Origin of the sequence: Desulfosporosinus orientis DSM 765, assembly GCF_000235605.1 — a bacterium.
Taxonomy (GTDB): Bacteria; Bacillota; Desulfitobacteriia; order Desulfitobacteriales; family Desulfitobacteriaceae; genus Desulfosporosinus; species Desulfosporosinus orientis.
The window spans coordinates 2,327,777-2,351,237 of the sequence record NC_016584.1; the positions used below are offsets into that span (position 1 = coordinate 2,327,777).

Annotated in this window: 29 protein-coding genes; 19 read left to right on the forward strand and 10 right to left on the reverse strand. The window is 37.8% G+C overall.

From position 1 onward, the window contains the following. Positions 1-168: 168 nt before the first annotated feature. Entirely contained in the window at positions 169-1,383 is a 1,215-nt protein-coding gene (locus DESOR_RS10825; protein WP_014183027.1) for an IS110 family RNA-guided transposase, read from the reverse strand. Between the two features lie 414 nt (positions 1,384-1,797). Between DESOR_RS10825 and DESOR_RS10830 the strand changes: the two genes are divergently transcribed. The 13 genes from DESOR_RS10830 to DESOR_RS10890 all read left to right on the forward strand — a co-directional run bounded on the left by DESOR_RS10830 (position 1,798) and on the right by DESOR_RS10890 (position 11,855). Further along, on the forward strand, positions 1,798-2,931 hold the full coding sequence (locus tag DESOR_RS10830) for a glycosyltransferase family 2 protein (RefSeq protein ID WP_014184639.1): 1,134 nt from the start codon (positions 1,798-1,800) through the stop codon (positions 2,929-2,931). 236 nt (positions 2,932-3,167) lie between these two features. Continuing rightward, the gene (locus DESOR_RS10835) at positions 3,168-3,899 is read left to right on the forward strand and encodes a class I SAM-dependent methyltransferase (protein WP_014184640.1); all 732 of its coding nucleotides are present in this window, start codon (positions 3,168-3,170) and stop codon (positions 3,897-3,899) included. A gap of 196 nt (positions 3,900-4,095) precedes the next feature. After that, entirely contained in the window at positions 4,096-4,566 is a 471-nt protein-coding gene (locus DESOR_RS10840) for a stage III sporulation protein AH (protein ID WP_242832489.1), read from the forward strand. Between the two features lie 124 nt (positions 4,567-4,690). After that, positions 4,691-4,924 (forward strand): PF20097 family protein, encoded by a 234-nt coding sequence (locus DESOR_RS10845; protein WP_014184642.1) that lies wholly within the window; start codon positions 4,691-4,693, stop codon positions 4,922-4,924. A 163-nt stretch (positions 4,925-5,087) separates the two neighbouring features. Continuing rightward, complete coding sequence (locus tag DESOR_RS10850) at positions 5,088-5,681, forward strand: DJ-1/PfpI family protein (protein WP_014184643.1); 594 nt, start codon at positions 5,088-5,090, stop codon at positions 5,679-5,681. A 122-nt stretch (positions 5,682-5,803) separates the two neighbouring features. Further along, positions 5,804-6,445 carry a uracil-DNA glycosylase gene (locus DESOR_RS10855; protein WP_014184644.1) on the forward strand — a complete coding sequence of 214 codons (642 nt, stop codon included), beginning with the start codon at positions 5,804-5,806 and terminating at the stop codon, positions 6,443-6,445. Between the two features lie 147 nt (positions 6,446-6,592). Beyond that, positions 6,593-7,252, forward strand: coding sequence for a class I SAM-dependent DNA methyltransferase (locus DESOR_RS10860; RefSeq protein WP_014184645.1), 660 nt, complete (start codon positions 6,593-6,595; stop codon positions 7,250-7,252). A gap of 291 nt (positions 7,253-7,543) precedes the next feature. Next, a complete protein-coding gene (locus DESOR_RS10865) occupies positions 7,544-8,110 on the forward strand; it encodes a GNAT family N-acetyltransferase (RefSeq protein ID WP_014184646.1) in 567 nt (188 codons plus the stop codon). A gap of 326 nt (positions 8,111-8,436) precedes the next feature. Then, positions 8,437-8,658, forward strand: a complete 222-nt coding sequence (locus DESOR_RS10870; RefSeq protein ID WP_014184647.1) for a hypothetical protein — start codon at positions 8,437-8,439, stop codon at positions 8,656-8,658. Between the two features lie 363 nt (positions 8,659-9,021). Further along, on the forward strand, positions 9,022-9,666 hold the full coding sequence (locus tag DESOR_RS10875; RefSeq protein WP_014184648.1) for a GNAT family N-acetyltransferase: 645 nt from the start codon (positions 9,022-9,024) through the stop codon (positions 9,664-9,666). Between the two features lie 318 nt (positions 9,667-9,984). Continuing rightward, positions 9,985-10,479, forward strand: a complete 495-nt coding sequence (locus DESOR_RS10880; protein ID WP_014184649.1) for a DinB family protein — start codon at positions 9,985-9,987, stop codon at positions 10,477-10,479. 292 nt (positions 10,480-10,771) lie between these two features. Then, a complete protein-coding gene (locus tag DESOR_RS10885) occupies positions 10,772-11,326 on the forward strand; it encodes a hypothetical protein (RefSeq protein ID WP_014184651.1) in 555 nt (184 codons plus the stop codon). A 217-nt stretch (positions 11,327-11,543) separates the two neighbouring features. Further along, positions 11,544-11,855 carry a hypothetical protein gene (locus DESOR_RS10890; RefSeq protein ID WP_014184652.1) on the forward strand — a complete coding sequence of 104 codons (312 nt, stop codon included), beginning with the start codon at positions 11,544-11,546 and terminating at the stop codon, positions 11,853-11,855. A 323-nt stretch (positions 11,856-12,178) separates the two neighbouring features. Here DESOR_RS10890 and DESOR_RS10895 read toward each other — a convergent pair whose 3' ends face one another. After that, complete coding sequence (locus DESOR_RS10895; RefSeq protein ID WP_014184653.1) at positions 12,179-12,373, reverse strand: helix-turn-helix transcriptional regulator; 195 nt, start codon at positions 12,371-12,373, stop codon at positions 12,179-12,181. Continuing rightward, on the reverse strand, positions 12,363-12,581 hold the full coding sequence (locus DESOR_RS10900; RefSeq protein ID WP_014184654.1) for a hypothetical protein: 219 nt from the start codon (positions 12,579-12,581) through the stop codon (positions 12,363-12,365). The genes DESOR_RS10895 and DESOR_RS10900 overlap by 11 nt, the downstream gene beginning before the upstream one ends. Before the next feature lie 472 nt (positions 12,582-13,053). On the opposite strand from DESOR_RS10900, the gene DESOR_RS10905 reads away from it, so the two are divergent. The 3 genes from DESOR_RS10905 to DESOR_RS10915 all read left to right on the forward strand — a co-directional run bounded on the left by DESOR_RS10905 (position 13,054) and on the right by DESOR_RS10915 (position 15,679). Next, positions 13,054-13,662 carry a hypothetical protein gene (locus DESOR_RS10905; RefSeq protein WP_014184655.1) on the forward strand — a complete coding sequence of 203 codons (609 nt, stop codon included), beginning with the start codon at positions 13,054-13,056 and terminating at the stop codon, positions 13,660-13,662. Positions 13,663-13,910: 248 nt separating this feature from the next. After that, positions 13,911-14,345, forward strand: coding sequence for a DUF3788 domain-containing protein (locus tag DESOR_RS10910; RefSeq protein ID WP_014184657.1), 435 nt, complete (start codon positions 13,911-13,913; stop codon positions 14,343-14,345). Between the two features lie 824 nt (positions 14,346-15,169). Continuing rightward, positions 15,170-15,679 carry a hypothetical protein gene (locus tag DESOR_RS10915; RefSeq protein WP_014184658.1) on the forward strand — a complete coding sequence of 170 codons (510 nt, stop codon included), beginning with the start codon at positions 15,170-15,172 and terminating at the stop codon, positions 15,677-15,679. A 176-nt stretch (positions 15,680-15,855) separates the two neighbouring features. On the opposite strand, the gene DESOR_RS10920 is transcribed toward DESOR_RS10915, so the two are convergent. The 3 genes from DESOR_RS10920 to DESOR_RS10925 all read right to left on the reverse strand — a co-directional run bounded on the left by DESOR_RS10920 (position 15,856) and on the right by DESOR_RS10925 (position 17,858). Next, complete coding sequence (locus tag DESOR_RS10920) at positions 15,856-17,070, reverse strand: IS110 family RNA-guided transposase (RefSeq protein WP_014183027.1); 1,215 nt, start codon at positions 17,068-17,070, stop codon at positions 15,856-15,858. A gap of 391 nt (positions 17,071-17,461) precedes the next feature. Beyond that, on the reverse strand, positions 17,462-17,599 hold the full coding sequence (locus tag DESOR_RS29340; RefSeq protein WP_158309028.1) for a hypothetical protein: 138 nt from the start codon (positions 17,597-17,599) through the stop codon (positions 17,462-17,464). Positions 17,600-17,624: 25 nt separating this feature from the next. Beyond that, the gene (locus tag DESOR_RS10925) at positions 17,625-17,858 is read right to left on the reverse strand and encodes a hypothetical protein (protein WP_014184659.1); all 234 of its coding nucleotides are present in this window, start codon (positions 17,856-17,858) and stop codon (positions 17,625-17,627) included. A 580-nt stretch (positions 17,859-18,438) separates the two neighbouring features. Here DESOR_RS10925 and DESOR_RS10930 point away from each other — a divergent pair. Beyond that, positions 18,439-18,903: a DUF3267 domain-containing protein gene (locus DESOR_RS10930; protein WP_202946177.1), complete on the forward strand. Its 465-nt coding sequence runs from the start codon at positions 18,439-18,441 to the stop codon at positions 18,901-18,903. Between the two features lie 399 nt (positions 18,904-19,302). Here DESOR_RS10930 and DESOR_RS10935 read toward each other — a convergent pair whose 3' ends face one another. Then, positions 19,303-19,641: a hypothetical protein gene (locus tag DESOR_RS10935; protein WP_014184661.1), complete on the reverse strand. Its 339-nt coding sequence runs from the start codon at positions 19,639-19,641 to the stop codon at positions 19,303-19,305. A 319-nt stretch (positions 19,642-19,960) separates the two neighbouring features. Between DESOR_RS10935 and DESOR_RS10940 the strand changes: the two genes are divergently transcribed. Beyond that, positions 19,961-20,419, forward strand: a complete 459-nt coding sequence (locus DESOR_RS10940; RefSeq protein WP_014184662.1) for a GyrI-like domain-containing protein — start codon at positions 19,961-19,963, stop codon at positions 20,417-20,419. Positions 20,420-20,640: 221 nt separating this feature from the next. Here the strand turns inward: DESOR_RS10940 and DESOR_RS27360 are convergent, their stop codons facing one another. Together DESOR_RS27360 and DESOR_RS27365 are read right to left on the reverse strand one after the other, a co-directional pair. Further along, a complete protein-coding gene (locus tag DESOR_RS27360; RefSeq protein WP_242832527.1) occupies positions 20,641-21,525 on the reverse strand; it encodes an IS110 family RNA-guided transposase in 885 nt (294 codons plus the stop codon). After that, the gene (locus DESOR_RS27365) at positions 21,408-21,896 is read right to left on the reverse strand and encodes an IS110 family transposase (RefSeq protein WP_081468491.1); all 489 of its coding nucleotides are present in this window, start codon (positions 21,894-21,896) and stop codon (positions 21,408-21,410) included. The genes DESOR_RS27360 and DESOR_RS27365 overlap by 118 nt, the downstream gene beginning before the upstream one ends. Before the next feature lie 114 nt (positions 21,897-22,010). Between DESOR_RS27365 and DESOR_RS10950 the strand changes: the two genes are divergently transcribed. Beyond that, a complete protein-coding gene (locus tag DESOR_RS10950; RefSeq protein WP_014184663.1) occupies positions 22,011-22,463 on the forward strand; it encodes a GNAT family N-acetyltransferase in 453 nt (150 codons plus the stop codon). A 263-nt stretch (positions 22,464-22,726) separates the two neighbouring features. Here the strand turns inward: DESOR_RS10950 and DESOR_RS10955 are convergent, their stop codons facing one another. Further along, positions 22,727-23,107: a ferritin family protein gene (locus DESOR_RS10955; protein WP_148265264.1), complete on the reverse strand. Its 381-nt coding sequence runs from the start codon at positions 23,105-23,107 to the stop codon at positions 22,727-22,729. Positions 23,108-23,461 lie beyond the last annotated feature (354 nt).

Here is a 23,461-nt window from a genome sequence, read left to right on the forward strand (position 1 = left end):
CTTAAATCTGGGGGCACATTCCATCATATAAACCAGCTAATTGTTGTCAAGAAAAATTTTCTTTAAAAAGTTTATCCAGAAAGAAGCGTATAGCAAAGCTAACCTACCAAATAGTAAGCACAAAAACGGTCTGTAAATAAAAGGTATCCATAAGTTCACATAGAATAGTTATTTTGGATCAGAAAATGGCTGCTGAGAAGCTAAAATACCGAAAATTATCCTAAGTAATTTGTTAGAAGTAGCAATGATTGCGACTTTAGAAGGCTTGCCTTCGTTTATTTTTCGAAGGTAAAAACTTCTGAGGATCATATTTAGAGGGCCACTGGCTCTATTACTAATTCCAGCTACAGTGGCTTGATAGATTGCCTTTCTAAGATAAGGTGACCCTCTCTTGGAAATCTTGTTATGACTCGATTTAAACTTTCCCGATTCGAAGACAGAGGGGTCAATGCCTGCAAAAGCGACCAACTGTTTAGAACTCGGGAATCTCTTAATATCACCAATCTCAGCGAGAATGGTGGTGGCTGTAGCCTCTCCTACGCCAGGAATTGAACAAAGGAGAGGGTAATCAAGGGAAAAGTTTGCCCAGTAGACCATTTGAGCCCGTATATCTGTCAGAATACTTTGTTGGGATCTGAGGAGATCCATGTACATCCTTAAAACCCGTAAGTTTGACTGTTGGGCGCGGTTAAAAGGCAGACTTTCCTTGGCAGCCGAAATCAGTGCATCCGTTTTCAACTCGTACCAGCTCTTCGCCATCTTTGCTGGCTTAAGACAATTAATAATCTGGTCCCTACTAGCCGATAGAATAGCATTGGGAGAAGGAAAAGAAGAAAGGACTCTCAAAGCAGTAGGACTACATAAATGAGCAAATACTGACTCAAACTTAGGAAACAGAAGGTCTAAAACGGAACGAAACCGGAGTTGAGTCTCAATATATAGAGTGTTGAACCCATCATACTGGCGGCAAAGATTCTGCAACTCCGAGATGTAATCCATATGAGGTTTGGCCTCGGTAAATTGATTCAGGTAGTAAACCTGAGCAATACGATTCGCATCAATCGGGTCAGTCTTAACTTTACGAACGGATTTCTTTTTCTCAGCGTGAGTCTGAAGAGGATTTAAAACGACCACCTTGAACCCAGCATCTTGAAAGAAAGCGGCAATAGGCTTGGAGTAGTTGCCAGTAGCCTCCATAACCACATGAGGACGTTGACCCATCTCCAATTCTAACTTGCTGAGTCGATCGACTAATAGAGATAAATCGTTGGGTGAATGAGAGAACGAAAAGGGTTTGGAATCTAAAACTTGATAACGTTTAAAGACAGCAGCCACACTTTTGGACTTGGAAACATCAATACTCAAGACTGGAACATCAAACATGAAAAACCTCCTCTTTATCTGGGTCCATCTTTAAACATCAATCCTTAGGTTCGCGTTGTGATACGGGCTCGAAGCCCAACCAGCTCAATCAAGGTAAAGGTGTCAAAGAGGGCCTGAACAGTTTATGCGACGGGATCTAGGTCCCAACAGAGTGTACGTTCTAACCCAGTTTTCTTAAGTATAAAGGAATACAAAAGAAAAAAGATCCATACCCAGATTGAACTGGTTATGAACCTATAATACGAACAGAAGGTTTGCAACATCGAAGAGAGTATGAATGTAATAACTCGACGTCGCAAACCCTCGGGACGTTATTTGAAACCGCTAGGAATATATAAGAGTGGACTACCTGGGGTTTAATCGCTGAGGTTTATTATTCAAAGAGGAGTCTAAAACGGGGGAGGAGAGAAAGTTATGAATGATCTATTTGGAGTATTGGCTTTAATCGTCTTTGTAATGTGGCTAGGTATGGGTTTAATTTGGTTTAGATATATGAAGAAATTACCAGTATTTTGGAAAAACGATAATTCTAACAATCACACTATTTATCCGCCATTATCTGTAATAATTCCGGCTTGTAATGAAGAAGAATCCATTGAACAGGCAGTTACACAGTTAATTAGCCAAGACTACCCTAGTTTAGAGATAGTATTAGTGAATGATCGCTCGACTGATCAAACAGGGGCGATTCTGGAGGATCTTAAAGTAAAATATCCTCAACTGAAAGTTATAACAATTTTTGATTTACCTCCAAACTGGTTAGGTAAAAATCATGCTGTTTACCAAGGTGTGAAGGAAGCTACGGGTGAGTGGCTACTTTTGACTGATGCCGATATAATGTTTTCCCCCGATAGCTTAAAGAAAGCTGTTAGTTATGCTTCTGAGCATACACTTGATCACTTAACAATAGCTCCAAATTTTTTAGTAAAAAGTATTTTGGGAAATGCTCTTACTGCCTATGTTATGTTAGCAATTACATTTCTTGCGATATTTGGCAAGAGCGTAGGAATAGGGGCATTTAACTTAATAAAAAGATCCGTATACCAAGAAATTGGTGGTTACGAAGCAATCCCTTTGCAACCAGTTGATGACATGTCTTTAGGTAAATTAGTAATACAGAAGGGATACAAACAGGGCTTCGGGTTTAGTAAGCAATTTATTACCGTAAGAGGGTATGAGAACATCTCAGCCACTTTCAAAGGACTTGAAAAGAATCAATTTGCTGGTGTGAATTACAGTGTTTTAGTTGCAATGGGATCATGCTTTTCGATGCTATTACTACATGTTTACCCATTTGTCGGTTTATTCTTTGGATCAATTTGGGCAAGAACATTGTGCGGCTTTTCTGTCCTCACAGTGTTTGCTGTCTATAGTTACTTAGCGAAATATATCGATACCTCTCGCTTTTACGTTTTGTTTCACCCTATATCAGCTTTGGTTTACATTGGAATAGTAATTAACTCTACTGTTAAGACACTAAGTCGAGGCGGTATCGAATGGCGGGGAACCTTTTATCCTTTGGAAGAGTTGAAGAAACATAATGATTGAAATGATTTATGTAACAATGAGCGACTTGGATAAAAGTGTTCATTCCGAATCTAAGTAAATTTGGGTATGTCTTTGCCGCGGCATCAGATAACAGCGTATTCCCAAAATCTGAGATAATATGAATGAAATAACCAGACTTCGGGAATACGCGGGACGTTATCTGAAAGCCAGATGCGGATATGCCCACCTTCCTGGTGGGCAGGGAAATCATTTTGAGATATTTTGAGGTGATAAAAATGGATGATTACAAAAATTTTGCTCAAGATTATGAGGCGCTTAATCCGAAAGAAGAAATATTTCTTCAAAGGGATTTCTTTTCTCAAATCATTGAAAAGTATAATGTAAAAACCTGCTTAGATTGTGCTTGTGGTTTAGGCTGGCATTTATATATGATTAATAATCTTGGAGTGAAGTGTTATGGGTCTGATATTTCTCCAGAAATGATTGATATTTGCAAGAATAACCTAAGAGGTACAAATATTGAACTTAGGATCGAAGATTATTGTAAACTATCAGAAACATGGGAAAGAAAGTTTGATATGATTCTTTGCGTTTCAAGTGCATTAAATCATATGTTGGAAGATGAGGATATTATTAGAGCATTAGATTCAATGTATGAAAGGTTAGAGGAGAACGGAATAGTTGTAATGTTTTCAGGAATATCAGATGTACTTGCAAGAAGTAGACCAAAATTAATACCGGCAAGAACAAACCATGACGAAGCAATCTACCATATCATTGAGTATTTTGATGATCGAGTAGTATTTAACATATTAGACGTGAAAAAAACAAAGGATTCATTCATCCATTCACTTAACTCAATGACTCTAAGTTTGCTTACTAAAGCAAGATTTGAAAAATGTGTTTTAAAAACAAAATTTACCAATGTTAATGTTTTTGGTGATTTTGATTTTTCCACGTATTCAGAGGATAAAAGCAATAGGTTATTTGCTATATTACAGAAGTGATGACTGTTTTTAAGCGCTGCCATCCGTAGCAGCTCTGAATATGGGGGCATCTGGCCTTCAGATAACCAGGTGTTACCGTAACTTAGCCAATATGAAAGTAGTATGACGCTACGGGAACACCTAACCGTTATCTGAAAGATGGCAAAAGACCGGCCATCCATGGCCGGAACCGCAGAAGGCTAGCTTATGAGGTTGAATGTTTGATGGAGGATTGTATATGTTGCTTATTACCTCTGACCCCAGAGATGAAGTTTATCGAGATGTAATTGATAAGGCCTTTAAGTATTGTGATGAGTTTATATTAGTTGTGAGAAAAGACCTTTCTTTATCTTCTCAAGCTAAATTAGTCTTGAGTAGTTTATCTAATTCGCTTATTGAAATCAGTGAACAGTTTGAATGGCCAGGAACCATGTTAGGTGGTGGAGAATCTGCCATAGTGAATTATTTCAAAACTGATAACCATGCAAAGAAAATATTAAAAGAGGTTTCGAATTCTTTACACTCATGGGTGCAACCTGATCTTCCGGAAGATTTATCCTTTATTAAAGGGAATAATCTTTGGCTCGTTAATACATCCCATGAATCAGAAAGCTATTTTGTTACTGAAGAAAAGGAAGATCTTGAGGAGATTTTAGGAATTAGGAATTTGCAAATAAAGCAGAAATAGTCAAGGGGCTGCCGTCCATGGCACGGAAAACGAATTAGGGGTTTTCTTTCGTGTTAGTAGCATTATGTACAATAGCAAATAATCCGGACTTAACATCAATATCCTTAATAGAGGAGAAGCAAAGATGGAGAAAATAAGAAAATTAGACAATGCAAGCTGCCCTATATGTGGAATAAAAATGGAAAATGGTTATATTTATTCGGATCGGCGAATAAAATGGGCAGATAACAATAACCCCAAATACTTTACTATAGGGGATGAAACATTAGTTGGAATTGAAATGTCATTTAAGTTAAAGAAATTAGTAGCTTACAGGTGTATATATTGTAAAATTGTTACATTTCAATATGAGTCATAAGTTTAAAATTATACACATCTTTTTGCACCCTTATGGAATATTTTCAAATAGTGAATTACAAATAATACAATCAAGCACAAATTACTTGAAGTTGTAAAATGCTTGTTCAGAACTACTTATTCATATTGCCTTGCATGCAGTTTTTAATAGAAGGAGAAAAGCGATGAGACAGTGGAAGATAGGAATATTACTATTTAATGAGGTTGAAGTATTAGACTTTGCAGGACCATTCGAGGTATTTTCCATTACGAATTACCCAGAATCCAACGTTAAACCATTTGAAGTTAAAACTGTTGCTCAAACAAAAGAAACAGTCCGAGCACGCAATGGACTTAAAGTTGTACCGGATTATTGCTTTGCGGATAATCCTAACTTCGACATCTTGGTTATCCCTGGTGGATACGGTGCAGAAGAGATTGAAATTCATAATGATGATGTTGTTGGATGGATAAAAGACCAAATGAATAAGGTTACATTAATGACATCTGTATGCACTGGCGCATTCTTGCTAGCTAAAGCGGGTTTGTTAGACGGTAAAAAAGCCACAACTCATTGGATGGATATTGATAGGTTAGAGCGGGAATTCGAAAAGGTTGAAGTGGAACGAGGCGTTAAGTACGTTGACGAGGGTTCAATAATTACAGCTGGCGGGATCTCAGCTGGAATTAATATGTCCTTTTTTATGATTCTAAAACTTCTAGGAGAAGAGATCGCTCGGACAACTGCCAAGAGAATGGAGTACGATATCTGTTTTTAGTTTTTAGGGAACGGGCGGCTTCGTCTAACAGTGAATTTGCAAACTCTGAGAGAAGATGAAAGTAATAACCAGACTTCGCAAGTTATATGAAATACTGGCAATGGGGAAGGAAAGTGGGGTTAATGGAAAAAGAAATTATAAAGTTTATAAAACAGTTGGCTTCTGTAGAACGGTTAACTGATGTGTTCAATCAATATTCGTATGAAGTATCTGACAATGAAGTGCGTAGGGATAATTTAAGACTATATTTTAGTCAAATGAGTCAGTTGAAACCAGAAGTTCTTCTAGTTGGAGAAGCACCTGGCTATCATGGTTGTCGATTGACAGGAGTTCCTTTTACAAGTGAGTATATCCTTATCAAGAATAACTCTGTTTTTGGGAAAAATCAGAGATATCGGAAAACAACAGAGGTAAATGGATTAAAAAAGGAACAAACTGCAACCGTAATCTGGGAAACGTTAAATAACCATAATTTCGTTCCATTAATGTGGAATGCATTTCCTTTTCATCCTCATGAGAATGGAAATCCTACGAAGAATCGGACTCCTTCGAGAGAAGAATTAGAATTCGGGCAGGTATTTCTAAAACAGATTATAGAAATGTTCGGAATTGAAAAAGTGGTTGCTATAGGAAAAAAGGCGAAGGCATCTTTAAATAGATTAAATATTGACTGCAGTGTGATAAGACACCCTGCCAATGGTGGAAAACCAGAATTTGTTCAGGGTATAGGAGAAATTCTTTCGGGCTGCCAGCACTTCATATAACAGAGAATTCCCGACACTTTGCGAAGATGAATACGGAATGACGCATCGGGAATTCTCGGGACGTTATACGAAATAGAAATAGTCATTAGCTTTCCATAGTTTGAAGGTTAAAATAAGATTAAATCGTTAATTAACGAGGAGATTGTTATGAAAAATGACCAAGGAAGTGTTCAATCACATGCTCAAAGTGCATATTCATATGATGAGCAGGCTCGAGAATATGGCTGGTACGGCCCTGAAATACTCTTTGGTATGTGTTTTGAGTATATTTCTCCCGATTCTAAATTGTTGGATATCGGAATAGGTACAGGATTAAGTTCAGCATTATTTGCTAAAGCTGGATTAGAGATTTATGGAATTGATGGTTCAGTTGAAATGTTACATATCTGTAAAACAAAGAACATTGCTAAAGAACTAAAACAATACAATCTGAATGATTTGCCTTTACCATATTCAAATTCATTATTTCAACATATTATTTCTTGCGGTGTTTTTCATTTTATTGGTGATCTACAACCAATTTTTAGAGATGTTTCTCGGATTATTAAACCGGGTGGATTATTTTCATTCACAGTAAAGGCTGAACATTACGATAGAAAGACAGACTATAGCAAAACAAATGATATGTACTATTCTGAAAGGTCACCTGAAGGGGTCGAGATATTCACACATAGAAAACAGTATTTAAAATATCTTTTACAGTTACTCCATTTTGAAGAATTAAAAGAACAGCTTTTTCTTGTGCAAAATGGACAAGAGAATAATTACAGTACATTTTTTGCTCATGTGGTTAAGTATAAAAAATAAAGCTCCATTAAATAAGTATTAGATTTTAGTTAAACGATTAGTCTCAGGTAACACAATACTACTTCGTATAACAGCGTATTCCCAAAATCTGAAGGATATGAAAGTAGTAACCAGACTTCGGGAATACGCGGGACGTTCTACGACATATCGTGCAAAGGGCGCGCCATCCTTGGCGCGGACGAAAAGAACTTGACAACTCCATTGTTGTATTACTTCGCAGTAGTAGAATAGCACTAAACCGCTGGCGCGGTGATTTAGTGCTATTCATATAATACGTAGGAGGCCAATTAAGTGAGTAAAAATCCATATGACCAGTTTCCACATATTACAACGAATGAGATTACATTGAGGAGAATTATTCCATCAGATAGTGACAGCCTTTTTGAGATATACAGCAACGAAAAGCTTTTTGTGCATTCTCCTTCCATGCTCAAAAAGAATAAGGACGCAGTTGCCAATATGATTGGGCACTTTGAACGGGATTTTAACAAGAAAAAATGGATTCTCCTTGGAATTACACTGAATGACAACCCCAATTTTATTGTCGGTGTAGCGGAAATGTTTGATTATGATAGTGATGTGAATATGATAACCATTGGCTACCGGCTGAACGACCGCTTTTGGGGTAAAGGAATTGCTACGAAAACAGTCAAAGCAATAACAGATTACCTTTTTCACGATATTGGCATAAATCGAATCCAAGCATTTGTTATGCCCGAAAATACCAAGTCTTTAAATGTTTTAAGAAGAAATAATTTTGTAGAAGAAGGCGTTATCAGACAAGGGCATGTTTGGAAAGGTAAAGGTGTTGTAGACCTGACACTGTTTTCAATGTTAAAGTCTAAATACATAGTATGAGCATAATGAGGAGTGAGTTATTTCGCATCATTCTTAGTATGCGCATTAGAGGCTTTTCGGGTGATGTTTAAGGCAGAGCACCATACCATGGTGCTGTCTGAGTCTGGGGGCACGATACGTCGTAGAACAGCGTATTCCCAAAATCTGAGAAAACATGAATGTAGTAACCAGACTTCGGGAATACGCGGGACGTTAGGCGACAGACCATGCAGGAGGTCGCGCATCCATGCACGTATTAGAAAACTTGTTGATAGAGTTTTTAATTAATGAGCATTTTAAGGAAAATGCAAAACAAAGATTCTGTAGAAACAAGGGAGAAATAGGGAATGAAAAATTTTCTTGGAACATTTGTAATAAGCCTTATACTGTGCTATATATTTCTTTTCTTTGGCGGAGCACTTATTTTTGAGAACTTTTGGGCAATCATTGTTTTTGTAGCACTCATTATTACCATTCTAACCACGGTCTTTATACATCAAGAGATAAAAATTGAAGAATTAGAGGCACGAATCAAAACATTTGAGTCTCAAATCGAACCAAAAGAGTAGATTTCATTTTCTATGTATATTATGAGCATAATGGAAGCTAAATCGCATTATTCTTATTCTGTGTATGAATACAGTTGTGGGGAAAGGTTTAAGGGACGCCCATCCGTGGTCGTAACAAGGCGTTCCCCGAAACTTTGTCGAGATGAATGTGTAAAGACGCTTCGGGAACGCCCAATCGTTAGGCGAAAGACCATGCAGGGAACCGCGCATCCATGCGCGGATTGGAAAATGACGAATAAATGATTAGATTGTTGCACATGCGTAGGATGTTATGAAGTACAGATAAACAGGAATTTATTGAGCGGATAGCCATAATGAAAAGCACAAAAAATTGGTCTTGGGTAAATTATGGGAGGCTTGTAAATGAACAAAATGATTAAGATTAGGAATGAAGAAGAAACAGATTGTGAGAAAGTGGAAGAAATCACAAGGAAAGCTTTTTGGAATTTATATATCCCGGGGTGCGTGGAACATTATTTGGTTCATGTTATGCGATCCCACAAAGATTTTCTGCCGGAGCTGGATTTTGTGATTGAAGTTGATAATCAAATCATCGGGAATATCATGTATACGAGAACAAAACTAATTGATGAATCCGGGGAAGAAAAAGACATTCTTACTTTCGGTCCGGTTTGCATTTTGCCGGAATATCAGAGAAAGGGGTATGGAAAAAAGCTAATGGAGTATTCCTTTGAACAGGCGGTCGCACTTGGTTATGATGTGATTGTAATATTTGGAAACCCGGGTAATTATGTAAGCCGTGGTTTTAAGAGCTGTAATAAGTACAATGTCTCTCTTGAGAATGGGACATATCCGGCGGCAATGATGGTAAAAGAACTCAAACCGGATGTCTTGGACGGAAGGAAATGGGTTTACTATCAAAGTCCTGTATTTGAGATAGACGAACAAGAAGCCGGGCGCTTTGATGAGGGTTTAGAACGCTTGGAGAAAAAATACCGGCCAAGCCAGGAAGAATTTTATATTCACAGCCATTCTATTATACAGTGAGTTTCCTTTAGTGGCATAAGGATAAATTCCAATTTATCTTTGAGATATATAGATAATTCGTAGTTGAAGTTAGGGTACATCATTCTTATTTTGTGCATAAATACAGTTGTTGAGGAAAGTTCAAGGGACGACCCTCCATGGTCGTCTCTGAATCTGGGGGCATGGTCCATCGCCTAACAGTGAATTGCCAAAATCTGATAGAATATGCAAGTAATAACCAGACTTCGGGAATTCACGGGACGTTATCTGTAATGCCTAGGTCTATGTTTTGGGTGTATTCTTTCTTTATGATTACTGAATAGTTGGGAGGAAAATACAGTGTCAACTCGCAAAGATATTATACTTACACAGTTGAGGTCTTGCCGCGATCAGGATGGATGGTTTGCTCCGTTGAGCGTTGCTCTTCGAGGACTAACTGCAGAACAGGCTGCCAAAAATGTTGGGCAGTCTACAAATTCAATCTTTGGTATAGTTCATCACCTTGTATTCTGGAATGAGCGCTACTTACAACGGTTTAAGGATAGTAGTTTACCGCCTCTTAAAATATCCAACGTTGAGACGTTTGTTAAAGATCCCGGTGAAATTGTAGAGCGTTGGGATGATTTGTACCAGAGATTAGATAACCTATTTGTCCAGTGGGAAGAAGCAATAATTAAGTGCGATGATGCGAAGTTGGATAGTCGGACTCACCCAGATAGAGATGAATCTTGGTGGACCTCATTAGCCCACTTAGCTATTCACAATGCACATCACATAGGACAAATTGTTCATATTCGAAAAGAACAAGGTTTATGGGAAACATGGTTTGAATGAAGCGAAAATAGTTTAATGTCAGACCATCCGAATAAACTCATGATATTTAATTTCTCGTTACTCATAAGGTCGATTGTTGTAGGAACGAGATCTATACCAGATATATTTCTAAGTCATGTAAGCAAAGATTTGCCGGCACTACAGATAACAGAGGATTTGCAACATCGGAGAGGATATGAATGTATTAACCCGACGTCGCAAACCCTCGGAACGTTATGAGACATCTGGGTCTCTTAAGGATAAAAGCATAATTCTTATGCCGACTGAAAAGTTATTAGGGAGGTGTTAATTGATGAGAAAATCATTAACCTATATAATTGCGCTCCTAATTATACTTCTTGCGATTTCGGCTGGATGTTCTAAACAAGCACAAAAAACGGATGATAATACAAATCCAGTTAAAGTAACAAATACTGTTAACTTAAATCCGCTTGTTGAAAATATAATTTCAGAGAAATACGTTAATGAGATGCGTTGTACCAAAAAGGATATAGAACAAATAATAAATACAGCAGCTTCCTATGGGATTGAGAATCCATTTATTCCCTTAAGAGGTATATCAACGGAATATATAATGGAAGTAAGAGAGGAACCGGATGCCCTTGCGATTATATATCCTCATTTTTCAATTCGAGAATCTATCAAAGATTTAATGTCTAGTTATGAAACTGAGGAGAAGCATGATGTCAAACTAACTATTGGAACTGCCACATGGGTGACGGTGCAGGGGCAAGAAAAATTATTTCTAAAATTAAACGGTATAAATGTTTCAATAAGTTCAGCAAAACCATTTAAAAAAGAAGATTTTGAAAAAGTAGCAGAATCCCTAGTTGAAATCAAAGACTAATTTGTTAGCCGAGCCCGAAAAAAGGGCGTTTTGGATGCTGGTTTTTGCCGACGTCTCATAACACGGTATTCCCGACACTTTGCTATGATGGATGCGGTAATGCGGTATGGTGCGTCGGGAATACCTGAAACGTTATGAGACATCTGGGCTTTGATTTTTGAGCAGGAATAACTAGCGAAAAGCTTAAGACTTTTGGCGAGAGTGGAAGGAGTTTCTCATGTTTTCTTGGTACATATTTTTCTATGGACCGCCTGCAATTATAATTACGCTAATTGTTTCAGTAATTGGTGTTATTGCCAAGCGGGCGAGTCCTATATTAATCGGTGCAATTTTATCGGCACCATTTGCTTTGCATATATCAATGACAACTATGACATCATTTTCTAGATATTTGGGTTCAATTATTCCCCTTACCCTAGCGGGAGCATCTCTTGCTATTCGACTGAAGGTGAATTGGTTATCTTATATTCTTATTTTGCCTTTGTTAGCCTTATTCTTGTGGGTGATTAAGGGCGTTTTTACTCAGTAGCCTTACGAACCTTGGACTTTGGATTGAAATCGTTATTTCTCAAATGACTACATTTCTTTCTCTAAATTTAAAGGAAAGAACAAAATATTTGAGTAATAACAAGAAGTTCTAGGGGTACTTGAATACATAGAAAGTATGGATTTGTCTGGGTAATCTTTGCCGACGTCTCATAACAGCGAAGTCCCGCAACTTAGAATAGATGAATGTAATATGACGCTGCGGGAATGGCGGGAACGTTATCTGACATTTCCTGCAAATCCCACCATCCAGATCCATGGCGGGATAAAGGATTTTTTTTGAAGGCTATACGTAAAATTTGTGTTCTAATCCTCAAGCTCAAAGATTTCCTCAACAGGGTTTTCTAGTAGTTTCGCAACTTTCATTGCGAGTTCAAGCGTGGGGTTATATTTTTCATTTTCTATAGCATTTATTGTTTGTCGAGTAACCCCTAATCTGATTGCCATATCTTCTTGCCGTAATCCCATATCTTTACGTAATTGCCTAATTTTATTTTTCATCTTTTCCCATCTTCCAATTTGAATACTGATTAATAGCAAGATATATTAAATTTTGTGTAACGAGTAGGAAGGAAGCAGGACTATTAAACGTATCATGAACAATCAAATCATATATCGTCCATCCAAACAAAAACAATACCGTATAAAACCAGGCCCATTTGATAGACTTAAGATTGATGTTCATTTCCATTTCATCCATTTTTTTCATGAGTTACCTCCGTCAAATTATTAACAGTTTTCCGACTGTCAGAATCAATATTACACAGACCATTATACTAAGTAACAATTTTTTCATAGTACTTCTCCTTTTGAAATGTAAAAAGCTTTTTACATTTAGTATCTTAGCACAAGGCAATAAAATGTCAAGAGTATTTTACATTCTTGTTGGACTATGACATCATAGTATTGGATAAATTGCAAATCTATTAAATGTAAAGTACATAAGGATAGAAAATGGAATTCATTCAAGGGCACGCCGTCCTTGGCGTGCTTTGGCTTCGTGGGGCAGGAAACGTTAGATAACAATACATTCCCGCAACTTTTCTATAATGAATGGTTGATGACGCTGCGGGAATGCGAGACGTTATATGACATTGGTCGATTGGCCCGCACGTCCTGTGCGGGATAAAGGATTAGAAATTTTTTGAGGTAGATGTTTATTTGAAAGAGGTATGGAGGGTATGATTATTATTGAGAGACTATTTACAATAGGGAAAGAGAATTTACTTGAATTCAGTAAAACCTTACAGGCAGGAGACATATCTCAGCTGGTGGAATGGTTAAATGAAAAAGATGATAAATTGAGATATCATTCATTGCTATTATTAGAACGTCGTTCAGAGGAATATGATGATGTGTATTCTTATTGGAATGTTTTTTGTGAAAAACTAACAAGTACTAATTCCTATCAGAGAAGTATTGGAGTAATGCTTATTGCTGCTAATGTAAAATGGGACAAAGAAAACAGAATTGATAATTCAATTGATGACTATTTAAGAGTTTTAAATGATGAAAAGCCAATTACGGTACGCCAATGTATACAGTCATTAGATAAAATAGTTTCTTGCAGGACAGATTTACATTATAAAGTTACAAATAAACTTATATCCATTGATATTATGGATATTAAACCAACAATGAGAAAGCTAATATTAATTGATATTCTAAATATTCTTGTGTTAATTAAAAAGCATAATACCTCAGAAGAAATTGATACGTACATTTTTAAAGCACTTACAGGCGGACTGCTTGATAAGAAAGCCATAAAACAAGTAGAATTGATGTTATAGATCGTTTTTCTGGGGGGCCGCCGTCCATGGCGGCCTGGGCTTCGTGGGCCGACCAACGTCAGATAACAGTGAATTCCCAAAATCTGAGAGAATATGCAAGTAGTAACCAGACTTCGGGAATACGCGGAACGTTATATAAAATCGCGCGCAGGGCCGCGACGTCGTGTCGCGGAAACTATCGTGTGTAAGAGGAATTTTTAAGTGTTGAACTGGATTTTCGAAAGATAGCCGGATAGGAGATTGATTATATGAACTGGAATGAATTATTCAGCGTTAATCAGCAGCCGACTTATGAAGAAATAAAAGAATTTATTGGTCAAGGGGAGCCATTTTGGTCTGAACTACTATCATATATTGATTTCAGATATCAAGTCCAACCTAAAATGTCATATAGTAAATGTTCTGCGCAGCCGGGTTGGAATGTAAAATACCAAAAGAGTGGTAAATCATTATGTACGCTATATCCAATGGAAGGATATTTTATTGCGTTAATAGTGGTAGGGGCAAAGGAGGAAGAAGAAGTAGAAATGGCGCTAGGAACATTTACACCATATGTTCAAAACTTATACCGGAAAACGTCTTGTTCCTGTGGCGGTCGTTGGCTAATGATAGAGGCAAGAGATAAGTCTGTACTCGATGATATTAAGAATTTAATTGCAATAAGGGTAAAGCCCAAAAAGTAGCGTCAATAATAAAACGAAATATCCATTATCTATCGAAATCAATTTTTCTAGGGGTCGACGTCCTGTCGACCACTGAGTCTGGGGGCGCGCGACTTTATATAACAGAGAATTACCGAAACTTTGCAAAGATGCATGTGGTTGGGACGCTTCGGCAATTCTCGGGACGTTATCAGAAATCCTAGCTTAGGGTAGGGAGAGGCAGTGATCGATGTTTGACATTTCATAGTTAACGTTATGGGTCTGTCATCAAATTCGGATTCGAATCCGAATTTGGGCAAGCCGTCGGGCTCCATGGTACAGAATGGTCGGTTTTAGAGAAAAATGCATGTTTCGTTTTGTTTGGGCAATATGCAAGCGTCGTTAATATTTTAATAGAACACCTTCACATCTTATGTTGTATGAAAAGGAAGGCAATTCGAAATGTACTAGAGCATAGATGAATGTTCCATTTTAGTATATGGGTTGATTGAGCAAGATGCATGTTTTGTTTATTCGGGGTTTGATACTAGCTTCGTATAAGTTTCCCATGACCACCGATACATTTTTATCTTAAAGGTATTTGAAGTGGAAAGGTCACTCAATCGGTTGCCTGGGTGGAGACGAATGTTCCGTAGTTTGTCTTGGCATTTCCGACGGACTTCTGATAACAGCGGGTTACCAAAATCTGAGATAATATGAAAGTAGTATGCAGACTTCGGTAACCCGCAAGCGTTAGGCGACAGAAATTAATTTGGGGTCTGTTGAGGGGATGTTCTGGGGGGGATGGATAAATTAGAACACTGGTCGGAATTTACAAACCTATACGTCGGATTATAGTTCTTATCATGTTCGGCGGATTATTTATCTTAACTGCCTGCTCTGTTACGGATACTTCATCAATAAATACGGTACAGCAGTTTAACGTAGATACAGGCACTAGTGATCAGGGTCCAGTGCTACGATTATTGACCCAGGATGGGAATGAAAAAATTGAAATCTTCGACGGACAGTTTGCTGATGGAACGAAGATTTTAGAATCGGTTATTTACGAACTACGGTTCAATAAATGGAACCAGACAACCATGAAGCAATCATCCTACATACCTAACGCCCCAGTAATAGTATCTGGTGGAGGCCAATTTGGAGTACTCGAAGTAATAGATCCAAACATTATTCGCGTGGATTATGAAACACAAAAGGATAAGAGACAATTGTCTATCATTCAAGTGAAATCTCGTAGATTTGTTGCTTACCATCATCTTCCCGGAAACAATGAGTATTATCAAATCCGCGGTGTCAGTAAAGATGGCGATACTATATGGCAACTATTCCCTGAGGAGTATTGGAAAAAGTAGATGTTTGGAGAAGAGTTGCAAGTGATTTCCGCCGTAGAAACCAGCTAATTGTTGTCAAGAAAAAGTTTCTTTAAAAAGTTTATCCAGAAAGAAGCGTATAGCAAAGCTAACCTACCAAATAGTAAGCACAAAAACGGTCTGTAGATAAAAGGTATCCATAAGTTCACATAGAATAGTTATTTTGGATCAGAAAATGGCTGCTGAGAAGCTAAAATACCGAAAATTATCCTAAGTAATTTGTTAGAAGTAGCAATGATTGCGACTTTAGAAGGCTTGCCTTCGTTTATTTTTCGAAGGTAAAAACTTCTAAGGATCATATTTAGAGGGCCACTGGCTCTATTACTAATTCCAGCTACAGTGGCTTGATAGATTGCCTTTCTAAGATAAGGTGACCCTCTCTTGGAAATCTTGTTATGACTCGATTTGAACTTTCCCGATTCGAAGACAGAGGGGTCAATGCCTGCAAAAGCGACCAACTGTTTAGAACTCGGGAATCTCTTAATATCACCAATCTCAGCGAGAATGGTGGTGGCTGTAGCCTCTCCTACGCCAGGAATTGAACAAAGGAGAGGGTAATCAAGGGAAAAGTTTGCCCAGTAGACCATTTGAGCCCGTATATCTGTCAGAATACTTTGTTGGGATCTGAGGAGATCCATGTACATCCTTAAAACCCGTAAGTTTGACTGTTGGGCGCGGTTAAAAGGCAGACTTTCCTTGGCAGCCGAAATCAGTGCATCCGTTTTCAACTCGTACCAGCTCTTCGCCATCTTTGCTGGCTTAAGACAATTAATAATCTGGTCCCTACTAGCCGATAGAATAGCATTGGGAGAAGGAAAAGAAGAAAGGACTCTCAAAGCAGTAGGACTACATAAATGAGCAAATACTGACTCAAACTTAGGAAACAGAAGGTCTAAAACGGAACGAAACCGGAGTTGAGTCTCAATATATAGAGTGTTGAACCCATCATACTGGCGGCAAAGATTCTGCAACTCCGAGATGTAATCCATATGAGGTTTGGCCTCGGTAAATTGATTCAGGTAGTAAACCTGAGCAATACGATTCGCATCAATCGGGTCAGTCTTAACTTTACGAACGGATTTCTTTTTCTCAGCGTGAGTCTGAAGAGGATTTAAAACGACCACCTTGAACCCAGCATCTTGAAAGAAAGCGGCAATAGGCTTGGAGTAGTTGCCAGTAGCCTCCATAACCACATGAGGACGTTGACCCATCTCCAATTCTAACTTGCTGAGTCGATCGACTAATAGAGATAAATCGTTGGGTGAATGAGAGAACGAAAAGGGTTTGGAATCTAAAACTTGATAACGTTTAAAGACAGCAGCCACACTTTTGGACTTGGAAACATCAATACTCAAGACTGGAACATCAAACATGAAAAACCTCCTCTTTATCTGGGTCCATCTTTAAACATCAATCCTTAGGTTCGCGTTGTGATACGGGCTCGAAGCCCAACCAGCTCAATCAAGGTAAAGGTGTCAAAGAGGGCCTGAACAGTTTATGCGACGGGATCTAGGTCCCAACAGAGTGTACGTTCTAACCCAGTTTTCTTAAGTATAAAGGAATACAAAAGAAAAAAGATCCATACCCAGATTGAACTGGTTATGAACCTATAATACGAACAGAGGGTTTTCAACATCGGAGAGAATATGAATGTAGTAAGCCGACGTCGCAAACCCTCGGGACGTTAGACGACATATTGTTGAAGTAAACCAATCATTTTTTCATAGGGTTAGCCCTGAATAAAATATTACAATGTGATAGTGGTTATCCAAGAATATTTTTTACCCCAGGTTCTTCTGCTTTCTGTTGAGAAGCAATAGCAACTATGATTATCCCAATCAGTAATATCCAGCTTCCAATAGTAACAAGCAGTTGAGGGTGAATATCCTCCTTTTTGGACATAAATAACTGTTTATATACAAGGCCCCTAAACCGGGGACGCATTGTTAAATGCTAATATTCCAATGCCAGCTCCCCGTATCCAAGCTGATAGTGCAGTTATTTTAGCCGGATCAATCGGGTTTGCTTTTATTCCTAATCTGTTAAATATTTTAACTCTCTCTGATTGTAAACAAGAGATAACAAGAAGAATATAACCAATCGTCGTAGTAACGCTTCCGACTTCACCAATTTTTATATATAGCAGTTCATCCCTTATCATTATTTAGACTCACCAATCTTTAGAATCTACTATCCTATTTTATGTCCCGAGATTTATCCCGGTTACTATTATTTGGTTTGCTTTTTGTCTATAAATATTACATATGTAAGGCAATTTCAATTTGTCAAATAATACGTTGGAAGATAATCATGATGTAGATTTAGCATACGAGACTTAAAGCAGATACGCTAAAGTAAAAGATTTTAGTATACTATACTTGGTCACTGTCTAAGTTTGGGAGACAATACGTCGTCTAACACGCCATTCCCAAAACTTAGTATATTTGAAAGCAATAAGACGCTTCGGGAATGGCTGAACGTTATCTGCAATCCTAAGCGTTTCTATGGAGGCTGGTTTGGCTAGTGTTTAAGGTATTATAATTGTTTTAAGGGAATTTGAGGAGGCGGTTCTAATCAGAATTAGAAACAAGATTCCAACCGCTAGTGAAATGAGGCATCGGGAACTGATTGAAAGGCAATGGGTACTGATACGAGAGCCAAGGAGTATTGGCCTCTTAATTTTGGCATCAATCCCGTTAATGGTGCTAAGTTCTCTTTTTACGTTACTTATTCTTAGTTTAGTGTCATCAATTTCGTTTGAAGAGTTCGGACTTAATGCTTCATCAATCTCCATATCAATTAATTTATTTCACGTAGTGGGGATTTTCTTATTGCTATTGATTCATGAATTTATTCATTTATCCCTTATTCCAAGTTTTATTAAATCTGAAAAAACATTTTTTGGTATCAACCCTTGTTATGGGTTTGTTTACTCTGAAGAACTTATTTCGAAAAATAGATATATTATTATTACTCTGGCGCCTTTTGTTATTATTTCTGTGATATTGCCTGTGATAGGTGGATTGATGGGATTATTAAACCCATTTGCGAAATTTCTCATCTTATTTAACGCCATGGCTTCTTCGGTAGATATTTTGAATTTTATTCTTGTCGCTAAACAAACTCCATCAAAATCGTACTTAACCAGTAATGGACAATACACATTTTGGACATCAAAATCAGCCACTAAACCGGACTGCAGATAACATGGCATTCACGAAACTTAGCGTTGATGTATGTAGTATGACGCTTCGGAACTTCTCAGGACGTTACATGACATCTAAGTCTTTATAGAAGAGTTTACAAAAAAAGCGGGTCATAACTCCCGCTTTGGTATGATTTTAGTGGTGAAGGTGTTGCTCATATGTCAAATTAGCTACTGTTTTAGGTGTACTATATGAAGTTGTCGATTTAAGGTTATAAGGCTGTGCGGTGGTGCGACTTTCGGTTTCGGGGAATACTGAGGAATCAGCTAAGGAATACACGGTATGTGCCATTGTAATTCCATATAAAAAGTTGTTAAACAAAGCTGTGTAGTGAGTCTTAGTTAGATGAGCTTTTGTATAGAAAAGACCTATTTTTTGACCAAAGTCATAAAGAATTCCCTACGACAGGCCACCAGCAAGTAGACCTTTAACCAGATGATGGTCTTTACCAGTTTTCTTTAACAAATATACATAAGGAATGCCAAGTATAGCCCCTGTGAATGTGTGAAGTATTTGCCCTAGTAAAAAGTTTTTAGTTTGATTGGTTCGGAAACCTCGCATAATCATTGAACCCGACAAATGTCCGTAAAGCCCTTCAGTTTTATTAGTTCTCCATAGAAAGAAGTTTGACAAGTCCATTACAATAGTACCCGCAAAACCTCCTATCAAGCCGAGGACTATCGAATCCTTGATTCTTTGACCGCTTCTTAAGCCACTTAGAATGCGACTAATATTCATTGTGTTAGCCTCCTTTACAGTTAATTCCTTTCTTAATATAACCCAAAATGAATAATTATTGCTGAATTACGTTTCCATCAATAGATATTACTGTAAACGAGAGCTAATCTGTACTAAATTTTTGAATGGATTATCTGGGTTGTCTTAACCGACGTCATGTAACAGCGAATCCCCAAAATCTGAGAGAATATGAAAGTAGTAACCAGACTTCGGGAACACGCGAACCGTTATATGCAATGGCAATATCGGGGTGGGCTTCGAAGTTTATAACCATCTTTTTTGGTTAAAGCTAAGCTATGCTTGATAAGGAGAATTGTTAATGGAAATTAAGTTAGTTAACCGAGATGAAATTACAATCGGCGGTAATGTAGTTGAGACATCACTAGATACTTGTGAAAAAGATCTTAATGAGCTATGGAATAATTTTAGATATAAGAGTTTTGATACGGTTAATTTAGAAAGCAATAACGGTTTATATGGACTCATGTGGTACACTCAAGATCATCGATATTGTTATTTGCTTGGTAAAGAGATCAGAGCAAAAGGTGAAAATCTTGATTCATTAATCATAAAGAAAGTACCAGCTGCACGTTATGCTGTAGTCTCAGTACCCAAAGATATGTCAATTGTTCAGGCTTGGACGCTGTTTTTCGAAAATGTTCTACCTAAAAATGGTTATATTCCTGATTCAGAACATGGGTTGTATTTCGAATACTATGATAATGAAGGTTATAAAACATGTGAATTATGGACACCTGTAATAGAAAAGAAGTGTTAGGGATTGTTCAAGAAGTTGCCACAGCATATAACACGGGGTTAGCGACATCGAAGTAATACATCTTGGGTAATAACTCGACGTCGCTAACCCCCTAAACGTAGTTTGAAAATACCCAAGATACTTGCATTAAGCACTGTGTCCTAAAAAAGGCAACACTAAAAAGGAGCTATGGATACTCCAAAAAAACATAGCTCAAATAAGACCATTTACCATTGGTAAGGCTAAGTCGCTGCTTCTAGTTTATATCCACGTTTAACTAATTCCTGAATTAGAAATTCATCGGCGACCTTTGAAAAAGTATTTGTCCTTTCATTAGTAGTGTTTGGTTCGGACACTTCTTTGAAAGGCTCGTTATTTAAGAGCATGTGGAATATGGCCGTTAAAAGAGATCGACAAACAGCCATCACCGCTTTATTATGACCTCTGCGGATTTTAAGAGAGTGAAACCGGCTCACTAGACGTGACTTCTTTTTGCTCCTGGAAAAAGTGTTTACACACTGAGTTAAAGTTGCTTTGAGGTATCGATTACCTTTCTTGGTTTTTGCCGGACGTCGTTTACCCCCAGTTTCATTATTCTGGGGACAAACTCCTGCCCAAGAACATAGGTGCTGGGCCGAAGGAAAACACGACATATCTGTACCGATTTCCGAGAGAATGGCCATAGCGGACACTTTTTTAACCGCAAAGCAAGAGCACAAAAGCTTGATGGAATCTTGAAAAGGTCGTGATTTTTCTTCAATGAGGTTCTCAATTTGGGTAATCTTCTCATTAAAGTTTCGAAGATTATCCAGAGCAATAGAAAGCTTGTCTGCTTGGGTTGCAGTCAGCTGTCCCTTGAGAGCAACTTGGAGTTGAGGGATCTTCTCACGGAGCTTGCCCATAACAAGATCGGAGAGGAGATCCTCATCAAGGGGCTGTGACTGAAGTAGAGCTTTCATTATGTTCATGCCGGATTTTCCGAAAATATCGGTGGTTACAGAAGACAACATCAGATTGCAGACCGTAAGAATATTATGGATTCTGCTTTTTTCAGCGGAACGTGCCCGGACCAGCTTATGCCTATATCGAGTAAGGTCTCGTAATTCGCGAATAGGTTTTGGGGGAATAAAACGGGTTGAACCAGACCCAGCCTGTGTAGCTCCGCAAGCCACTTAGCATCCCGGCGATCCGTTTTGTTGCCCGGAAATGTTTTTGTAAAGTAGGGGTTTGCTAGGGTAAGAGCGAAAGAGTCTTCCATAAGATTAAATACGGGTATCCAGTACTTGCCGGTGCTTTCAATCACGACAACGTGGCAGTCGTGTTGATGAAGCCAACTAATTGCCATTTCAATACCATCGATCATAGTTGAGAATGTCTTTACTTCGGTCTGATAGACACCATTATTTTTGGTAGTTATACATACAAAAAAGGCCCCTGGGAAGGGACAAAAAAACTTAAACACTATTTTCATTATCATTGATGCCGCGAGCCGCGGCATATGGTTGAGTTATACGAAACAGTACGCAAAGGCACCGCGTCTTCATGCGCGGATTTTTTAGGGATTATCTTTATAGTTATTTTCTTCGGATTATTAATCGACAGGAGATAGTGAATGGATATTATATCGGTTAAACAAAGCCCAGAATATATGGACAAAGCAATTCAATATTTCCAAAGTAAATGGGCGAATGAGAATACTCTGATGGTGTACGAGGACTGCATTACTAATTGCATAACAACAGTAAATCCATTGCCACAGTGGTATTTGCTGGAGGATAATGGAGAAATCATTGGTTGTGCAGGACTTGTTACAAACGATTTTATTAGTAGAATGGACTTGTATCCTTGGTTTGTTGCATTGTTCATAGAAGAAGCAAATCGAGGTAATGCTTGTGGTTCATTGTTATTGGATAGGGCAAAGAAAGATGCAAAACTTGGAGGCTTTTCTCATTTATATCTTAGCACTATCTATATTGGGTTTTATGAAAAGTATGGGTTTACTTATATCGGAATGGGATATCATCCATGGGGTAAAAGTTCGCGGATTTATGTAACAAATTTATGAGATGAAAGTATCATTTTTATTTATTTTTTTTTAAGCAATATATAAATGAGAAAGATAGTCTATGGAGAGTTTTTGAGGGGCCGCCGTCCTGGCGTCCTCTGAATTTGGGGGCGTACGGCTTCGTATAACACGCCATTCCCAAAACTTAGAATATATGAATGTAATATGACGCTTCGGGAACTGCCGGGACGTTATATGACAGATGGCGCAAAAAAAAAACGGCCATCCATGGCCGCAGAATACTGTTTTCTTAAAAGATAGATTTATGTTGACTGCACCAAAGAGGTTGTGTGATTAAGATTATCTTTATACCATAATAAATGAAATTCTTCGTCGATCATATTGTGCCAAGCTCTCTTTTGTATGTCAGGATATTCCCAATTTTCGACAATGAATGTTCTATACATTTCAATAGCTTTTGTTTCCACTGCTATACCAAATTTATAGCGGTTTTCAGCAGTTGTTAAATCCAATGCAACATCGCCTAAGATATGTCCAGCAAGAGAAGCTAGCCCACCACTAAATATTGGAACATCTTCACCATATTTTATTATTATCTCCTTATAAAAATCGACATGATGCCGTTCTAGTTCGATCATTCTTTCATAAGCATGCTTAATATATTCGTTTTGTAATGCACCCATTTGAGATTCGTAAAGAGTTAGTTGGAACATTTCCAATAGGTAGAATTCCTTAAGCCTTAGTATATGGTTCATCATTAACACCTTTTTCTTATTATTTTATTGTTCTGCAAGAACTACTATTAAATTAAAGTTAAATTATAGGCGAGATGGATTTGCAATATTCTATTGTTTCCTTAATAATAATTTTTATGAAGGGTTATTATCATTTTAGAGAGCAAGGTACTTTTAAAGGTATGGGTGACTGTAATATTTTTAAGATTTAAGGGGCTGCCCTCCATGGCAGCCTCTAAGTCACGGGGCGCCATCCATCATATAAACCAGCTAATTGTTGTCAAGAAAAAATTTTTTTGGATC

Excerpts from the sequence above, each read along its gene's own strand:
- DESOR_RS10835 (WP_014184640.1), top strand. The coding sequence starts at position 3,168 with ATGGATGATTACAAAAATTTTGCTCAAGATTATGAGGCGCTTAATCCG.
- DESOR_RS10840 (WP_242832489.1), top strand. The coding sequence starts at position 4,096 with ATGTTTGATGGAGGATTGTATATGTTGCTTATTACCTCTGACCCCAGA.
- DESOR_RS10920 (WP_014183027.1), bottom strand. The coding sequence starts at position 17,070 with ATGTTTGATGTTCCAGTCTTGAGTATTGATGTTTCCAAGTCCAAAAGT.
- DESOR_RS10890 (WP_014184652.1), top strand. The coding sequence starts at position 11,544 with ATGTTTTCTTGGTACATATTTTTCTATGGACCGCCTGCAATTATAATT.
- DESOR_RS10885 (WP_014184651.1), top strand. The coding sequence starts at position 10,772 with ATGAGAAAATCATTAACCTATATAATTGCGCTCCTAATTATACTTCTT.
- DESOR_RS10875 (WP_014184648.1), top strand. The coding sequence starts at position 9,022 with ATGAACAAAATGATTAAGATTAGGAATGAAGAAGAAACAGATTGTGAG.
- DESOR_RS27365 (WP_081468491.1), bottom strand. The coding sequence starts at position 21,896 with ATGCCGCGGCTCGCGGCATCAATGATAATGAAAATAGTGTTTAAGTTT.
- DESOR_RS10935 (WP_014184661.1), bottom strand. The coding sequence starts at position 19,641 with ATGAATATTAGTCGCATTCTAAGTGGCTTAAGAAGCGGTCAAAGAATC.
- DESOR_RS10850 (WP_014184643.1), top strand. The coding sequence starts at position 5,088 with ATGAGACAGTGGAAGATAGGAATATTACTATTTAATGAGGTTGAAGTA.
- DESOR_RS10910 (WP_014184657.1), top strand. The coding sequence starts at position 13,911 with ATGAACTGGAATGAATTATTCAGCGTTAATCAGCAGCCGACTTATGAA.
- DESOR_RS10845 (WP_014184642.1), top strand. The coding sequence starts at position 4,691 with ATGGAGAAAATAAGAAAATTAGACAATGCAAGCTGCCCTATATGTGGA.
- DESOR_RS29340 (WP_158309028.1), bottom strand. The coding sequence starts at position 17,599 with ATGTCCAAAAAGGAGGATATTCACCCTCAACTGCTTGTTACTATTGGA.
- DESOR_RS10860 (WP_014184645.1), top strand. The coding sequence starts at position 6,593 with ATGAAAAATGACCAAGGAAGTGTTCAATCACATGCTCAAAGTGCATAT.
- DESOR_RS10915 (WP_014184658.1), top strand. The coding sequence starts at position 15,170 with ATGTTCGGCGGATTATTTATCTTAACTGCCTGCTCTGTTACGGATACT.
- DESOR_RS10855 (WP_014184644.1), top strand. The coding sequence starts at position 5,804 with ATGGAAAAAGAAATTATAAAGTTTATAAAACAGTTGGCTTCTGTAGAA.
- DESOR_RS10950 (WP_014184663.1), top strand. The coding sequence starts at position 22,011 with ATGGATATTATATCGGTTAAACAAAGCCCAGAATATATGGACAAAGCA.
- DESOR_RS10830 (WP_014184639.1), top strand. The coding sequence starts at position 1,798 with ATGAATGATCTATTTGGAGTATTGGCTTTAATCGTCTTTGTAATGTGG.
- DESOR_RS10895 (WP_014184653.1), bottom strand. The coding sequence starts at position 12,373 with ATGAAAAATAAAATTAGGCAATTACGTAAAGATATGGGATTACGGCAA.
- DESOR_RS10940 (WP_014184662.1), top strand. The coding sequence starts at position 19,961 with ATGGAAATTAAGTTAGTTAACCGAGATGAAATTACAATCGGCGGTAAT.
- DESOR_RS10955 (WP_148265264.1), bottom strand. The coding sequence starts at position 23,107 with ATGGGTGCATTACAAAACGAATATATTAAGCATGCTTATGAAAGAATG.
- DESOR_RS10825 (WP_014183027.1), bottom strand. The coding sequence starts at position 1,383 with ATGTTTGATGTTCCAGTCTTGAGTATTGATGTTTCCAAGTCCAAAAGT.
- DESOR_RS10870 (WP_014184647.1), top strand. The coding sequence starts at position 8,437 with ATGAAAAATTTTCTTGGAACATTTGTAATAAGCCTTATACTGTGCTAT.
- DESOR_RS10905 (WP_014184655.1), top strand. The coding sequence starts at position 13,054 with ATGATTATTATTGAGAGACTATTTACAATAGGGAAAGAGAATTTACTT.
- DESOR_RS10900 (WP_014184654.1), bottom strand. The coding sequence starts at position 12,581 with ATGAAAAAAATGGATGAAATGGAAATGAACATCAATCTTAAGTCTATC.
- DESOR_RS10925 (WP_014184659.1), bottom strand. The coding sequence starts at position 17,858 with ATGATAAGGGATGAACTGCTATATATAAAAATTGGTGAAGTCGGAAGC.